General features: G+C 49.6%; 16 protein-coding genes. 1 reads left to right on the forward strand and 15 read right to left on the reverse strand.

Annotation, left to right across the window (positions count from 1 at the left end; translation table 11 throughout):
• Positions 1–12: 12 nt before the first annotated feature.
• From IEY24_RS12270 to IEY24_RS12340, 15 genes are all read right to left on the reverse strand, one after another.
• The gene (locus IEY24_RS12270; RefSeq protein WP_188932430.1) at positions 13–1200 is read right to left on the reverse strand and encodes a beta-ketoacyl-[acyl-carrier-protein] synthase family protein; all 1188 of its coding nucleotides are present in this window, start codon (positions 1198–1200) and stop codon (positions 13–15) included.
• A 6-nt stretch (positions 1201–1206) separates the two neighbouring features.
• On the reverse strand, positions 1207–1473 hold the full coding sequence (locus IEY24_RS12275; protein ID WP_188932431.1) for a phosphopantetheine-binding protein: 267 nt from the start codon (positions 1471–1473) through the stop codon (positions 1207–1209).
• Between the two features lie 82 nt (positions 1474–1555).
• On the reverse strand, positions 1556–2833 hold the full coding sequence (locus IEY24_RS12280) for an ABC transporter permease (protein ID WP_188932432.1): 1278 nt from the start codon (positions 2831–2833) through the stop codon (positions 1556–1558).
• Positions 2834–2837: 4 nt separating this feature from the next.
• A complete protein-coding gene (locus IEY24_RS12285) occupies positions 2838–3584 on the reverse strand; it encodes an ABC transporter ATP-binding protein (protein WP_188932433.1) in 747 nt (248 codons plus the stop codon).
• A 6-nt stretch (positions 3585–3590) separates the two neighbouring features.
• A complete protein-coding gene (gene darH / locus IEY24_RS12290) occupies positions 3591–4622 on the reverse strand; it encodes a BtrH-related acyltransferase DarH (protein ID WP_188932435.1) in 1032 nt (343 codons plus the stop codon).
• Between the two features lie 4 nt (positions 4623–4626).
• A complete protein-coding gene (DarG, locus tag IEY24_RS12295; protein ID WP_188932437.1) occupies positions 4627–5025 on the reverse strand; it encodes a flexirubin biosynthesis protein DarG in 399 nt (132 codons plus the stop codon).
• Between the two features lie 26 nt (positions 5026–5051).
• Entirely contained in the window at positions 5052–6194 is a 1143-nt protein-coding gene (darB, locus tag IEY24_RS12300; protein ID WP_188932439.1) for a dialkylresorcinol biosynthesis protein DarB, read from the reverse strand.
• Entirely contained in the window at positions 6194–7105 is a 912-nt protein-coding gene (locus IEY24_RS12305) for a hypothetical protein (protein WP_188932441.1), read from the reverse strand. The genes darB and IEY24_RS12305 overlap by 1 nt, the downstream gene beginning before the upstream one ends.
• 30 nt (positions 7106–7135) lie before the next feature.
• Entirely contained in the window at positions 7136–7612 is a 477-nt protein-coding gene (locus IEY24_RS12310) for a hypothetical protein (protein ID WP_188932443.1), read from the reverse strand.
• 43 nt (positions 7613–7655) lie between these two features.
• Positions 7656–8714 carry a methyltransferase gene (locus tag IEY24_RS12315; RefSeq protein WP_188932445.1) on the reverse strand — a complete coding sequence of 353 codons (1059 nt, stop codon included), beginning with the start codon at positions 8712–8714 and terminating at the stop codon, positions 7656–7658.
• Entirely contained in the window at positions 8711–9451 is a 741-nt protein-coding gene (locus tag IEY24_RS12320; protein WP_188932447.1) for a YdcF family protein, read from the reverse strand. Before IEY24_RS12320 ends, IEY24_RS12315 begins: the two co-directional genes overlap by 4 nt.
• 136 nt (positions 9452–9587) lie before the next feature.
• Complete coding sequence (locus IEY24_RS12325; protein WP_188932448.1) at positions 9588–10223, reverse strand: hypothetical protein; 636 nt, start codon at positions 10221–10223, stop codon at positions 9588–9590.
• 26 nt (positions 10224–10249) lie between these two features.
• On the reverse strand, positions 10250–10864 hold the full coding sequence (locus IEY24_RS12330) for a hypothetical protein (protein WP_188932450.1): 615 nt from the start codon (positions 10862–10864) through the stop codon (positions 10250–10252).
• A gap of 33 nt (positions 10865–10897) precedes the next feature.
• Positions 10898–12148 carry a flexirubin biosynthesis putative acyl-CoA ligase FlxY gene (flxY, locus tag IEY24_RS12335; RefSeq protein WP_188932452.1) on the reverse strand — a complete coding sequence of 417 codons (1251 nt, stop codon included), beginning with the start codon at positions 12146–12148 and terminating at the stop codon, positions 10898–10900.
• Between the two features lie 48 nt (positions 12149–12196).
• On the reverse strand, positions 12197–13906 hold the full coding sequence (locus IEY24_RS12340; protein ID WP_229222178.1) for a C45 family autoproteolytic acyltransferase/hydrolase: 1710 nt from the start codon (positions 13904–13906) through the stop codon (positions 12197–12199).
• A 34-nt stretch (positions 13907–13940) separates the two neighbouring features.
• Here IEY24_RS12340 and IEY24_RS12345 point away from each other — a divergent pair, with 34 nt between their 5' ends.
• On the forward strand, positions 13941–14567 hold the full coding sequence (locus IEY24_RS12345) for a 4'-phosphopantetheinyl transferase family protein (protein ID WP_188932454.1): 627 nt from the start codon (positions 13941–13943) through the stop codon (positions 14565–14567).
• Positions 14568–14581 lie beyond the last annotated feature (14 nt).

Raw genomic sequence — 14581 nt, forward strand, 5'->3', positions numbered from 1 at the left:
GGCCAGTCAGACCTAGACGCGGGCAAAAACAAGCGAAGTGCAATTTCCCCCGAAGCCGAAGGAATTGGAAAGCACGTAATTCAATGGGTATTCACCCCGCCACTGCGAAACAGGCGCAGGCCCGCCGATGGGCTCGCTCACATTCAAACCCGGAAACAGCTCACTGTGAACAATGCCCAGGATGCTGTAAATGGCCTCCACAGCGCCGGCAGCCCCCAAAGTATGTCCAGTGAATGATTTGGTAGAACTGTAAGGCGGCATCTTATCGAACAACTCCCCCATTCCGAAGAATTCTACCTGGTCGTTGTTCTGCGTACCGGTTCCGTGCGCGTTTACATAGTCAATTTGTGAAGTTTCAATTCCGGCCGCGCCGATCGCCTCGCGCATGCACCGGATAGCCCCGGTGGCTTCATCGGACATCGCAGAGGGGTGGTGCGCATCGTTCGCATTGCCAAAACCAGCGATTTCTGCATACACTTTCTTTCCAGCCGTAAGCTCCTCTGCTTCCAGTACCAGGTAAGCCGCCCCTTCGCCCAGATTCAAACCGTCACGGTTCACATCAAAAGGCTTACAGGGTGATTCAGAGAGTATTTTCAAGGCATTAAACCCGTTGACGGTGTATTTGGCCAGACTATCCACTCCGCCAACTACCGCTCTTTTCACCCGTCCCGAGCGTATCAGACGCGCACCGAGCATGATCGCGTTGGCCGATGACGAGCAGGCAGTGTTGATCGTATCGGTAAAACCTTTGATCCGGTAACGTTTTATCAATTTCAAGGTATGCGCCGAGCAGCCATAGGATTCCAAAAACTCGGAGCCTTCCGATTTGTGGTTGGCATCCTGGTAGAGCTGATCTGTCAGGCACATTCCACCCACGGTGCTGGCCGATATTAATGCGGTATCCAGCGATGAAAGCTGGCCCCGGGTTAAGGCCGCGTCCGCAATGGCTTCGCAAAAGGCCTTATCGGCCAGCAGGCACGTGCGCGTATAGCCGGGGGCGGTTTCCAATTGCTGCATTCTTTTCAGCTCCTGGTTGCTGAGCTTCACCTCGCCAAACGGTAGCGAAGCGGCGTATAAGGATTCAAAAAAAGCTGCCTTGCCAATTCCCGAACGCCCGCCGCGCAAGCTCTGATGATTCTGCTGCACATTCTCACCAATGGCCGAAATCATGCCCATACCCGTCACCAACACCCTTCTCATCGAAAACTACGCGGCTTTTGTATTGGCGAGTATGTACTCGGCCATATGGTTGACATCGACCAGGATCTTGCGTCCTTCGGCCGGATTATTGATTTTAATACCGTATTCCCGTTCCAGCAGCACCACCAGTTCGAGCGAATCGATCGAATCCAGTCCCAGATCGCCGCCGAAAAGCGGTTCGTCGTCCTTGATGTCCACAGGGTTAATGTCCAGCAGGTTCAGGTATTGTACAATTTGCCCTTTCAGAATGGGCTTTAAGCTTTCTATGTCCATATTGATTTGTTAATCGCTTCTAGTAATCACCGGTTACAGCTGCGCTCACCGGCCGAGGGTGCATTAAGATAGAATTTCAAACTTAAATAATTCTTTCCAACCGCAGCTTAAAATATGTGCCAAGTTGACAAAACACTATAAAAATGCCAAGGAAAGCGAACACCGTCCGCAGGTCCTGCCAGCTTCCGCCTTTCAGGAAAAGCACATAAAAACCTTCCAGGCACCAGTGGAGCGGGGAAAAATTGCTAAAAAACTGCATAAAACCCGGCATCACGAAAGTCGGCACCAGGATGCCTCCGATGGCCCCGAAAATGATAATCGAAATCGCTCCGAAGCCGTTGGCCTGCTGCTCTGTTTTGGCAAACGCCCCGATCATTAAAGCGTAGCTGACCGCTGCCATACTACTTATGAAAATTACCGCGATGGTGGCAATGATATTATCGGGCACGCTGAGCTTTGGCAAGCCCAGTTTTGGCAGTATCCATACGCCCATCGAAAATGTAAGCGCCACCTGTAATGCTGCAACCACCACGTAAATCGCCATTTTACTGAACATAACCACCATGAACGTTGTAGGCATCGTTTTCAGCCTTAGGAAGCTGCCGTTGATGCGCTCCTTGACAATGTTACTACCAAGGGAGACGACCATGAAAAACATGGCAAAAATCGTCCAGGCCGGCACATTGTGCTGGGTGGAATTGGGAATAGCGGTAGAATTATTATTGCGCGCCACGATCTGATCGATGCCTACGCGATTGGAGATCATCTTGTCTTTGAGCTTGGCTGAACGTTCTGCGATATCCATATTGGCATACATGCGGTCGATCATCAGCGAATTTTCGATCACGCTCATATAGGACTGGATCACGCTCATAACCGAGTAGCTGTAATTTTCCTGCAAAACCGGATCGTTGTAAAACGAAAGCCTGGGCATGGAGACCTTCCGGCGGGCGGTCGTATCATGCGCAAGCCCCAGATCGTCCATTAAAATCGTGCTCACATCCTCGGCGTTACTTTCAAGGCCGGCCGAAAAGCTGGCCGGGATGTAGAGGGCGATCATTTTCCCTCTCGATAGCAGCTCGGACTTTAAAGATTGCTGCTCAATAGCATTCTGTGAATCGATCTTGAAAAGACCCGATTTGGTCAGCAGATCTACCAGCTTGGCTCCTTCGCTGCCTTTGTCCTGATTGACAACCAAAAGCGGTATCTGATTCTCGTTGACCATCTTGTATGCACTGTCCTGGATGATGGTAATGATAAAAACCAGCAGCAAGGGCATCAGAAACATCAAAGCCAGCCCTACTTTATCATTGATAAGTAGCAGCAGTTCTTTGCGTAATGATGAATACAGTTTGAACATAAGCTTAATCGCGGTATTCCTCGCCGGTCAGATTGATGAATAATGTTTGCAGGTTTTCGACCTGGTGCTCAGCTTTCAAATGCTGCAAGCCTCCCGCTGCAATAAGCTTTCCGTGATCGATCAGGGCGATATTTTTGCAAAACTCCTCGGCTTCCGACATATGGTGCGAAGTATAGATGATGGTCGTTCCTCCCTGGTTGATCTGCTGCAAATAGCGGATAATTGCATTGCGGCTCTGAACGTCCACACCGACGGTCGGCTCATCCAGAAAAAGGATCTGCGGCTGATGAATAATGCCGATCGCAAGGTTCACACGGCGTTTCATACCGCCTGAAAACGTGCCCACCTTCTTGTCTGCCGCTTTTTCAAGGCCCAATACTTCCAGCAAATGCTCCCGGCGTTCTTTGAGCCTGTTTTGGGAAAGATTATACATCGCCCCGAAGTAATCCAGGTTCTGGCGCGCGGTCAGCTCCTGGTAGAAGGCATACTCCTGAGGCACAAAGCCGATGCGGCTCTTTCGTTCGGCATTCGAGTAGGGCGTGCCATTGTGAAAGAAGCGGACATCCCCGGAAGAGACCGGGATGATGCCGCAAAGAATGGAAATCAATGTGGTTTTGCCCGCTCCATTGGGCCCCAGCAAGCCAAATACATCGGATTGCATAATGTCGAGCGACACCTCGGACAGGCTATCTTCCTGGGCGGATTTATAACGCTTACACACGCCCCTGATCTGAATACACACCTGGTCCATCGACACTTATTTACCCAGTTTCAGGCTGGAAAGCTTTTGAAATGCCTCTTTTTCAACCAGACGGATTTCCAGCATCATATCGGCAATTTCTTCAAAGTCTTTCTGTTCTGTGAGGCGGCCCTTGTAGACGCCTGCCATTTTGATCGCGCTCGCCCGCCACATGTCGCCGGCTTTGGTGAAATCCTCGGAGATGTTCGATACGCGCTCGTCCTGCAAATAGCCGGCAGCTTCTTCCAGAAACGCGCCGTACAAAAAGCGAAAACCGCCTCCGCCCGTACCGATCTCCTCCTGCATGCGCACGATCTGGCCCAGATAAAGGCTCGCCTTTCGCAGTCCCAGCTTATCACGCCACTTACGAACGTGGTTAGAGGTATGGCGAATGCCGTTCACCCCCGCAAAATTGCCCGGGATGCTCAGCATATCGCGCACATTGCGGCGGATCCCGCTCACGATACCTTTACGGATCATCTCCTGGGAAATCGGCTTTATTTTTTCAGGGAAGTAAATATGTCCTTTCGGCGCCAGCGGGCCCTGCGCGAAACGAACGCGGGAAAGCTCTTCTTTGGAAAGCGATGTGACATCTTCCATCACCGGGTCGCTGATCAGGTAGCGCCCGTCCCGCTCGCCAAAAACAATCAGGTTATGCGCGTTGAAATGAAAGCGGTATTCCTTGGGAAAATAGCTCAGGTGAAAAACCCCCACCTGGCAGCCTACCGGCACACCCTGCTTTACTTTTTGGTCCAGAAATGCTTCTGCCACAGCCGGATTCGAGAACTTCTTTCGGGTAACCTCCACGCCAAGGGATTTGCAAGTCCGTTTAAAGATCGCGCCAGGCATCGTCCGGAAGGAGATGGCCGGACCGTTGTTAACCGTCAGAAAAGGTATCTGTATATAAAACAGCCCTGAGCCCATACCGAAAGCCAATGGCTCGCTCATGAATTCCAGGCCATGGTAGCGCAGTAGTGCGGTTGTGACCCCGTTTTCGCAATGGGCCGTCTGGACGTGATGGAACGCATCCGTTTGACTTTCAATATTCACTGTATCAACCTTTAAAATTTTTCAACTCGCTCACAGTAATGTCGAAAGCCCTGGCATATTTTTCCAGTTTCCTTTCGCTGAGACCTTTAAAAACCGATGGCTTGAAATGTCGTTTGATAAAAAACGGGAAGAAACCCGTGTAACCCGACAGGACGGGCATATCCATCAGGCGAAGTTCCATAAAATAGTATACCGGGCTTTTCTCACCACTAGCCACCGCCCTGCGCGCATCCTCCACCCGCTCGTTGACCTCCTCCCAGGCACTGTCCAGCGCCTGTTTTTTCACATCCCATCCTTTGCTCAACGCGGTTTCGTACTTGCCGTCCTGGTTTTTGACATAGCATACTTCCCGGGTAAATTTGTCGAGCGCGCCGGGATCTTGCGGAAGGTCTTCCTTTTTCATGGGTTATGGGCAGCTTTTGTATGGTTTCAGCACACGGTCAGCAGGCAGAACATATACGAGAAACGCGAGCTCTCGGGCACTGCCAGCAGTATTTTTTCGCCCTTTTTCAAGGCGCCGCTATTGAATACTTCTTCCAGCATCATATAGATCGAGGCCGCGCCTACGTTGCCCTTGGTGACAAGGTTGGTGTACCATTTCTCTTTGGGAATAGGCATGCCGTTTTCCCTGAAAAATTCATCGATCTTGCCCTCAAAGAAGTAGCTCGACAAATGGGGCAGAAAATAGCTCACATCCGCGATTGTCACCCCTCTTTTGAGAAGAATATCCCTGAGCTTGGCAAAGCCCAATTTAACGATTTTTTCGCCTAAAAGCTTCACATCCTGCTTGATGCTCAGCACCGAACGCTCCTGGATTTCCTCCGCGGTAAAGTCCTTATAGCTTCTGAGGGTGCCGTCTTCGAGCTTATCTGCGCCCATGTACATGCACGCTTCGATCTCGTTGGCATATGAGCAGCCTTCAATCCAATCTATTTTCAGGGAAATGCCCTCCTTGTTGGGAGCCGGCTCGACCAGGAACGCGCCCGCGCCGTCTGAGAGCATCCAGCGAAGGAAATCCTTTTCAAATGCCAGAAAGGGGTTCTTTTCAAGCCGCGTGAGCTGCTGGATCTCATCCTCGAACTGGTCTGAGCGCAAAACCGTCGACAAACGCTCGGATGCGCAAGCCACCGCTTTTTGCTTCTCGCCAAGTTTGACGGCCATGTAAGCATATTTGAATGCATGCATCCCCGCGCAGCACACGCCCGAGGGTGATACAACCTCTATTGAATCGGCCTGGGGCAGATAACCGTGCACCATTGAACCGTGAGAGGGCATCAGCTGGTCGGGACTGGATGTAGCGCAGCTGAGCAAATCCATTTCGCCAATCTCTGCCGGATTGTTTTTAAAAAGATCCTGGACGGCAAGGGCGGCCATTTCTGCATTGGTATGCGTAGGCGTTCCGTCTTTGCGCAATGCGTAAAACCGGTTTTTGATACCGTTATTACGTAAAACAATGGCCTTTGATTTGGATGGTTTTCCGTTGATGTATCCTAAGTATTCTTCCATTTCCTCATTGGAAACAGACTCATTCGGTAAAAACTTGGTAATCCTGGTAATATATGCTTCTGACATTATGATTTGGTTTCTACACCACAAAAGTATTCTTTTTTCTTCTTAATCGCATTGGCGGCAAAGGGTGCTATCAACACCCTGTAAACCGTAACCAGCACAGGCGCCACCATAAAAAGTGCCACCAGCAGGTAGTATTTAAAAAAACCGACCAGCCGTTTCCGCTTTTCAGGCGTGGTACCTTTCGTTTTGATCAGCTTTGCCCAGATCCGGAATAGTTTCTTGGCCCGCGCTTCGATAAAAAGAATATCAGTGGGTATGTTAATAAGGCCTGTGGCCATGATTTCTCTCTGCAAACCGGCATACTGCCCGCTATCGTATGCCTTTTTGACAATTGCCCCAAAGCGCGAGGCGCTCTGAATGTCCTGCTCGCTCACGCCCGGCTTTGGAAAAATACCCCATTTGCGGTCTTTGCGGCCGGTGAGCATCCAATGCAGAATGGTTACCGCGCTGACAAGATTGGAAACGCGGTCCATCAGCGGGATATTGCCAACCAGCTTGCCGCCCGCATCGGCGATCAGCTTTTTGACGCTTTCCTGCGAATTGAGCCACATATTCCGCCCCCCGATCACAGTTACGATGGGCGTATCTTTCACCCTGGCTTTAAAGACAGGGCTGTGCAGCAGCGCTGTTATCGGCAGCGACGGCGACAAAAACCAGGGCTGGTAACCGATCACGATCAGCTCGTAGCGCCCGGCACCAAAATGCAGCGGTTGGAGCTCGATCGGCTCCTCATGCACGCATTCGGGCATTTTGTCAAAAAATTCGTCGGAAGTCCAGGGAAACACAAAAGGCTTTGCAGGAAAAATTTCCAGCCGCTCTACTCTTTCAGCATCGAACGGAGTCAGGAACTGATCGATAATTTGATTCAACTGACCTGATTGAGAGTAGTTTACAACTAGAATATTTTTCATTGATCCCCAAAAATTCCTTTTAATGCATTCCTATTTAAGATCCGATTCTTTCAACACCTTCGAATCCCTGGCATAATCGGCGATGACGCTTTTAAGGTCTGCGTCCAGCTTCTCATAGCCAGAAACGACGGCCTGTTTGTCGGCATCTATTTCCTTGTTGTATTTCAAAATCCCCGGCGCGTGCTCCTGTACGGTTAGCCGCAGGAAGCGGAACTCTGTATTAGCTGGGTTAGCTTTAATTTCATCTTCGAGCAGGTGCGCACCTTTTTTGAAAGTCTTCACCTTGCCTCCTACCCCTTTGACAAATCCCGCTTTCTTCATCGTCAATGCACCTATGTAGGCATTCACTTTCGGGGAGGACCTTTCCGCTTCCAGCCTTGTGAGCACCTTATCGATCGATTCCTGCTGGCCGCTGGACAATGCCTTGTAATAAACCCCCTTGTCGATCTGCGCCTGGGCCGACACCGCAAGCAGGACAAGAAGCCAAAGAGCCGCTATTTGCTTCATAACAATCAATATTTACGTACTCGGGATCAAAAAGGACCGGCCATTAAGCCTTTTTCCTGCATTCCAGAATCGTATGATAGCTGTCGCCAATGAGCGGATAAGTATTAACGACCTCAAATCCGGCCTGGCCGACCAGCTCTTTCATGACACCGATCCTGTACATTTTGCTATTGCCGTTGGCCATAATTGTAAAATACAGAGATGTCGCCACCAGGCTATAATGCGCAGCAGGATAATTCTGGTTATCAAAAAATGGTTCCAGAATGTATAATGTGGTGTTTTCAGAAGCTGCCTGGAAGGCGTTTTCAAGGATTGCTACAATTTGTTCTTTGGAGAAACAATCCAGAAACTGGCTCATCCAGATCACATCGGCGCCCTGCGGGATTTTCTGTGTCGTATCCAGCAGGTCGATCGCGTGGAAATCGATGCGGCCCAGCAAACCTCTTTCGGTTGCATTCGCACGCGCTACGTTGAGCTGCACCGGCAGATCGAGTATTTTAATCCTCACATCCGCGTCGTGATCGCAGCAAGCAAAGGACCATTTACCTGTATTGCCGCCAATGTCAAAGAGCAGTTTCGGCTTTTTAGCAAAGACGATTTTTAAAGCGTCCGGAAATGCATTGTCCGAATAATAATGATCGAATTCAAACCAGGAAGTTTTCGCGGGTTCGGGAAGGATCGAGAGCCCTTCATAGATCGTCGGCCAGCTGCCCAGCTCTTTGAGCCCTTCGGGTTTACCATTGACGATGCTCTCGGTCATGTGGCTTGCGCCCTGGTAGCACACATCCTTCATGAAATTCATGTTCACGCGCGTCATCTCGTCCTTCAAGAGGAAAAAACCGACTTTACTGATCTTGACGATCTCATTTTCTATTTCCACCACACCCAGGATTTCGGCCGCTTCCAGCAAGAGGGTCACCCCGTATTCGGAGACATTCACATTTTCGATGATCTTATCAATGCTTACTCCCTTACGGTTTTCGCTGATGTACTGCAAGATACCCAGGTCCCTGAGGGCCACCACCGACTGGAAATACATCGGGCCGAATGCTATCTTCTGTGCTTCATACTTGGCTTCAATAGCCGACAATTCTTTTTTCATTGTACGCTTTTAGTGTTCCCTGACTGTTCGGAAGAGGGTATCATCCGATCCTTGTATTTTCTCCTGTATTTCGCTTTTTTCAGATCTTGCTCGTGCCAGACGATGTACTTGCCCATCGTGCCGCGGAAACGCTTGAAAAAACCTTCCTTATCTGAGAGCTTGACAAAACCTTCCTTGACGACTGCATTACTATGGTCGGCCTTGGGCTCGTATACATTCATTGTTTTCACCGTATCGATCACCGTCGGCAGCAACCCGATCGGAAGTTCAAATTTTTTGACGAACTTCTTCATATAGCTCGTCTGGATAGGATCGGTGGCAAGCGCAATTTTCGAAAAGCCAAGCTCTTTTGCAAGGCGGTAGGAATAATACACATTTTCTGTGCTGTGCTGGGCCCTTTCCTCGGTGAACAGGTGCTCGCGCGGGATGCCGAGCGCCTCAGCGTAGTTGGCCATTACTCGGCTTTCGATGTAGGGCGTTGCTACCGCTCCGCCCGAGAAGATCACGTTTTTGGTATAACCCTTCGAGTACAGATAATAGGCCCAGTGAATGCGGAGCTGATGTACCATGTCCCATTTCTGGCCGTTGTAAGGAAAGCCGGGAACGATAATGGCCTCGTAAGGCGCTTGCTTGGCACCTTTCGTGAAAGCCTTTGCCGCTGAACGGTAGAGCATTTTGCCACAGCTTGTCAAGAGCAGGCAGATCAGCAGCAGGGAAAACCAATGGGCGATGCGCACGGTAACGGGTTAGCGGTTTTAAACAGTAAGCTGTGAACGTTCACCGGATTCAGGCAAACAGATCACAGCTTACAAGACGATGATATGGTATCGGTAATCAATCTGAACTTTAAAAATAGACAATTCTATTTACTTTTTAAGCTTTGAATGATTTGCTCCACTTTTTGTAAAGGCTTTTGTCGATTTCCTGGTTGATCTTGTAAACCCCGCCGGCCCAATAGTTGCGAAAACCAAAGCCGCCCGCTTTACCTTCCACTTTTTCGGTATGGATCACCTTTTTGGTTGCAAGGTCAATGAATGTAACCCAAACTATGAGCTTTTCCGCATTTTTGTTCAGGCTTTCCACTACATAAACGATGCCGATTCCATCCTTTTCGCTCAGCGAATATTTGGCGACCGATTTCTTGACCTGCTCTTCGGTAATGCTGTACTCGTCGTCGGTGATATTTTTCTCCACGTTCACCGATTTGTTCAAGCTCACCATATCCTCCACTTTCGACTTGTACTGATCGTCCTTAAGGCTGAATGCCTTTTGTAGAGAAAATTTCTTGGCTTCGAGCTCGATCAGGTTGTTCCAGCTTACAATATGCTGGTTTTGAATTGCCTGCGCATCGGTAAAACCTACTTTGCCAATGTATTTGGCTTGTGTAAAATCAAGACCCAGGAAAACCAGCTTGGTTTTACCTGCAAAAAGGTCAGCCATGGTGTTGTCTGCGTTAGCCACGCTCACCACATGAAACAACACAAATGCGATCAGTAGTAACTTTTTCATAACCGGAAGTAATTTGGAACGTTAGTTTATTTTAGTTTTTTATCCAGAAATGCCGCCAGGGATTTGCCCGCTTTCGCATAAGACTCGGCAATGCGGACGCCCGTATCGAAGTCGAAACCGCCGAACTGGCCGCCCGGAACATTTCTCATTCCAATTTCTGCAACTTTATTGGATTTGTTAGCCGATTCGACAAGGTCTACTTCAAAATCCACATACGCGTTCTTGCGCATCACCCCCACGTTGAAACCCGGTTCTATGAATTTGGTTTTCACAATAAGGGTATACTGAGCGTCGGGACGGGCCGTAACGGCTGAGATACCTTTATCTGCCAGACCTTTGTTGAAAAGCTCTTCGAACTTGGGTTCATAGCGGGCCTTACGGTCTTCCACCCAGGCCTTTTTCCAGGTATCGCCTTTGCCGGCCTCCTTGGCATTGTACTCGGCCGATTTCTTGTCGAGATACTCCTGTTCTGTGGCAAATTTACCTACTCCGAACGCTGAGTAGTCGTATTCCACGTTAACGGTTTTCTGGCCCGACAGCACCCCTACATCCCCTGAACGGAGATCGACACGCTGGGCAAGAGCTGCATCTGCGGCAAGGAAGGAAACGGCCATTACAGAGGCGTAAATCAATTTTTTCATAGTAGTAATTTTATTTTTATGGTAACAGAGGCGTCAAATATAGATCAATTTCTCAGGTTTGCGTTTCTCCTGTTTGTAGATCCGGAAAGTTAGTTCTTCAGCGGTCACGAAAGTTAAAGAGGGCGATACGCGGAGCCTGGATTTGAAGAGCGAATGCATGGTTTCCTTGAATGCCGTAGTCTGCAACTGCATGGGCAGCACAACGGTGATCTCATCGTTTCCAAACTCGTTTTTAGATACGACAACCTGGTACAAATCGATTTCCTTCACAGCGTCGAGCACATCAAATAAAGCGGGCGGGAATATGGTCGTCCCTTTGAATTTGATCATTTGCTGCTTGCGCCCTACCACCGGCCCCAGGCGCGGGCTGGTGCGCCCGCATGCGCAGGGCTGGTAATAGACATTACATAAATCGCCGGTCTTGTAGCGCAGCAGCGGCAGGCCTTCCACGCCAAGCGTAGTTACCACCACCTCGCCAAGCTCACCGTCCTTGACCGCATTGCCTTCATCGTCTACTACTTCCAGAATCAAAAGCTCCGGGTTCAGATGCCCGCCTTTGCCTTCGCCGCATTCAGTGAAGGCCGCACCCATTTCAGTAGACGCATAGGTTGAATACAGTTTCACCTCCCATTGCGAGGTGATGCGTTTGCCCAGCTCATTGAGCGAAAAATCCGGGTTGCGGATCGGCTCGCCGATACAGATAATGGATCTGATGCTCGATGAACGGTAATCGATATCGTTGGCTATGGCATAGTCGATCAGCCTTGGGATGAAGGACGGAATGGCAATGATAACTGTCGGCGAAAACCGCTGGACCGATTCCCATTGCAGAAAAGGCGCTCCCGGGCCTACGCGGATCATCCCCGCCCCCATTTTGCGTGCGCCCATCCAATAGGCCAGCCCGGCCATAAACCGCCGGTCGATCGTCGTCATAAGCTGGTAAATATCATCCTGGCTGCCACCGGCGCAACGGAAAGATTCAGATTCGTTGTTTGCAAGCCTTTCCACGTCGGAATCCGTAAGGTAAAAAGCGACCGGATCGCTCAGTGTGCCCGATGTGGTTACGAAATCGGTAATGCGGCTTTTGGGCACGCAAAGGAAGTCGTCGTTGTATTGGGCCAGATCATCTTTGGTTGTAAATGGCAGCTGGCCAAGGTCTGCAACTGTCCGGATCGTGTTTATATCAATATGGTGGGCGCTGAAAACCCGCTGGTAATAGGCGGAATTAGCAGAAACGTAGGATAATAGCTGCTGCAAGCCAGGCTGCTGTGTTTCAGGACTCATGGCAATCAAAAGTTGACGTGGAAAATCTAAAAAAATGGACAACAGCCGTTAATGGCTTTTGTTTGTGCATTCGGTTATCCGCCTCCGGATCGATTTCTGCTCGCTCAGCGATGATACCTCATGCTTCAATGCCTTTTCATAGTAACCGATGGCTTTGCCAAAATCACCTTTCTTTTGGTGATACTGTCCAAGGAAAAAATAAGGAAGATAACTCTGCGCGTTATTGGCAATAAATTCCTTCTCGGCCCCTGCCGTCAGCGAAAGCGGTGTGTCCAGCATCACATATTTAGTGATTTTCTGTCTCAGAGATTTAAATGCTTCAAACTTTTTATAATCCGCCGATTCCAGAAACGGATCACGGGCGATTTCCAGCGAGTCAAATGATTGAAATTGACCTTTTTGTGCAAAAACGCGGGTGAGGTCATATCCTACAAACTCGCCGAGCTGGTAAGGAGAAGCTGAAATCCAGAACTGTTTTTGGGCAGGTTTGAAAACAATGCCATGGTGGGCGATCAGCTGGTTGAGCAGTTTCGAGTTGCCATAACCGATAAATTTATCATCTACCCCCTTTTGATCACGCAGAATAGCCGTGGCCTGATTCACATCCATCGGGTAAGATCTGCCCATGAGCTGGTTCATACGGTCAAAACGCGCTTTGGAGTCGGTATCCCTGATATTTTCGATATTGACCGAATCCTTCACAAATGCACTGCTCTGATAATGGTTTGCGCAAACCAGGTAGTCTTTGCCCGGATCATACACGCCCATTTTCTGGGGAGATTTCTCGATGATCACCGCCTTATCGTCGGCGGCCGAGCCGATCAGCAGCGATTCGGAAACAAATGTCTCGCTTTTGGCAGCAATGCTGCGCGCCTCCTGGATCGTGCCGGCATATTGCAGGATCTCCCGCGCCAAAATAGAAATTGGCTCCTTGGCCGAGAAGGGGATATCTGATTTGGAAGCGTTTAATGTAACGGTAATGCCCTTCTCATTCATACCCGAGACCACCCCGGTAAGGCCCGCCCAGGCGTAGGAGGCAAATTTGTAGCCTTTCTCGGGATTCATAAAGACGATCAGCTTGTCTTCGGCAAATGCATCGCCCATGTAAAAGTCGAAGTTGCGGGCAATCAGCAGGGTGGAATCCTTGGTGAGCGAATGGTTGACGGCAAACGAGGTGCAGCCGACCATATTCAAATCCGTCAGCGCGTGGCCGATGTCGTGGGCGGCGTGGTAGTTGAGAATACGGTAATATTTGGGGCCGATGTAGTCGAACTGGTCTGAAAAAGACTGGGAAACACCGTAAATCTCCTGCTGGTTTTCCGCTGGGATATACTTGTAAATCTCGCGGTTGAACCAGCCCACAAAACCTTTCAATACTTGCAAAAACATCGCGCTCGGGATCATCTCCTTGATCTGGCCAACAAAATGCACTTCCTGCTTCTCCATCAGCTCTCTGGCAAGGATCCCGTAAATAAGCCCGCGCTCATAAGGGGAGCCTTCCAGATACATTTCCCAGATGCCGTGCTTGTTTTTTCTGAGCCAGTTGTTGCCCACCCGGTAATGGTTCTCCCCTACCTGCTCGCGCTTGTAACTTTCGACAGTTTTAGTACTTTCAACCTCCGGACTTGGCACGTGGATACGCCACAGGAACAATCCAAAGAGTATGCCGATGATCAGAAGGAAAATCAGGAATGCTTTGAGCGCAGAGCGCAGAACTTTGTTTTTAGGCCACATAAAATAAGCAGAAGGGCGCATCATGTGACGCCTGATCTGATACCAAAATTAGCAATAAATGGGCATCGTTTCTATAAAAACCATTTCACCGGTATCAATGCTGGCCCTTTGGCGTATGAGCGAACCCTGGGAAGATTTGCTGGCTATGCTGGATTTGCCCGCCACCGAACTAGAAACGCTGATGGCAATTTCAAAGGCTAAACGAAGACAGGAATGGCTGGCTTGCAGGGTTTTGCTCAAAGAAATGCGGGGGCAAAATACGCTGATAGGCTATGATGCCCAGCGCAAGCCGCACCTGGGCGGATCGGCCACCGAAATCTCTATGTCGCACTCGGGCGAATATGTGTGCGTGTACCTGCGTGAGGGTGCGCCGGTGGGAGTCGATATTCAGCAAATGAAACCATCTATTTCAAAGGGTGCATTCTATTTTTTAAATGATGCCGAGCTCAAATGGGCTGACCTGGAAGACAATCTGCAAATGCATCTGATCTGGTCGGCCAAGGAATCGGTTTTCAAATATGCAGGCGATGCTGCCATCGATCTGAAAAAACATATCGTGATAAATTCGTTTTCCGGCAACCAAAACGGCGGTTTTGAAGTTAATCTGCAAAAAGGCGATTTACCGGAAACGATACAGATTCAATTTGATACATTTGAGGATTATGTACTGACCTGGACGCTATAAGCAGCCCTAAATCA

It is taken from the genome of Dyadobacter endophyticus, from assembly GCF_014641595.1.
GTDB classification, from domain to species: Bacteria; Bacteroidota; Bacteroidia; order Cytophagales; family Spirosomataceae; genus Dyadobacter; species Dyadobacter endophyticus.

Coding starts and splice junctions, on each gene's coding strand:
- IEY24_RS12270 (WP_188932430.1), bottom strand. CDS start 1,200: ATGAGAAGGGTGTTGGTGACGGGTATGGGCATGATTTCGGCCATTGGT.
- IEY24_RS12275 (WP_188932431.1), bottom strand. CDS start 1,473: ATGGACATAGAAAGCTTAAAGCCCATTCTGAAAGGGCAAATTGTACAA.
- IEY24_RS12280 (WP_188932432.1), bottom strand. CDS start 2,833: ATGTTCAAACTGTATTCATCATTACGCAAAGAACTGCTGCTACTTATC.
- IEY24_RS12285 (WP_188932433.1), bottom strand. CDS start 3,584: ATGGACCAGGTGTGTATTCAGATCAGGGGCGTGTGTAAGCGTTATAAA.
- DarG (WP_188932437.1), bottom strand. CDS start 5,025: ATGAAAAAGGAAGACCTTCCGCAAGATCCCGGCGCGCTCGACAAATTT.
- darB (WP_188932439.1), bottom strand. CDS start 6,194: ATGTCAGAAGCATATATTACCAGGATTACCAAGTTTTTACCGAATGAG.
- IEY24_RS12305 (WP_188932441.1), bottom strand. CDS start 7,105: ATGAAAAATATTCTAGTTGTAAACTACTCTCAATCAGGTCAGTTGAAT.
- IEY24_RS12310 (WP_188932443.1), bottom strand. CDS start 7,612: ATGAAGCAAATAGCGGCTCTTTGGCTTCTTGTCCTGCTTGCGGTGTCG.
- IEY24_RS12315 (WP_188932445.1), bottom strand. CDS start 8,714: ATGAAAAAAGAATTGTCGGCTATTGAAGCCAAGTATGAAGCACAGAAG.
- IEY24_RS12325 (WP_188932448.1), bottom strand. CDS start 10,223: ATGAAAAAGTTACTACTGATCGCATTTGTGTTGTTTCATGTGGTGAGC.
- IEY24_RS12330 (WP_188932450.1), bottom strand. CDS start 10,864: ATGAAAAAATTGATTTACGCCTCTGTAATGGCCGTTTCCTTCCTTGCC.
- flxY (WP_188932452.1), bottom strand. CDS start 12,148: ATGAGTCCTGAAACACAGCAGCCTGGCTTGCAGCAGCTATTATCCTAC.
- IEY24_RS12340 (WP_229222178.1), bottom strand. CDS start 13,906: ATGATGCGCCCTTCTGCTTATTTTATGTGGCCTAAAAACAAAGTTCTG.
- IEY24_RS12345 (WP_188932454.1), top strand. CDS start 13,941: ATGGGCATCGTTTCTATAAAAACCATTTCACCGGTATCAATGCTGGCC.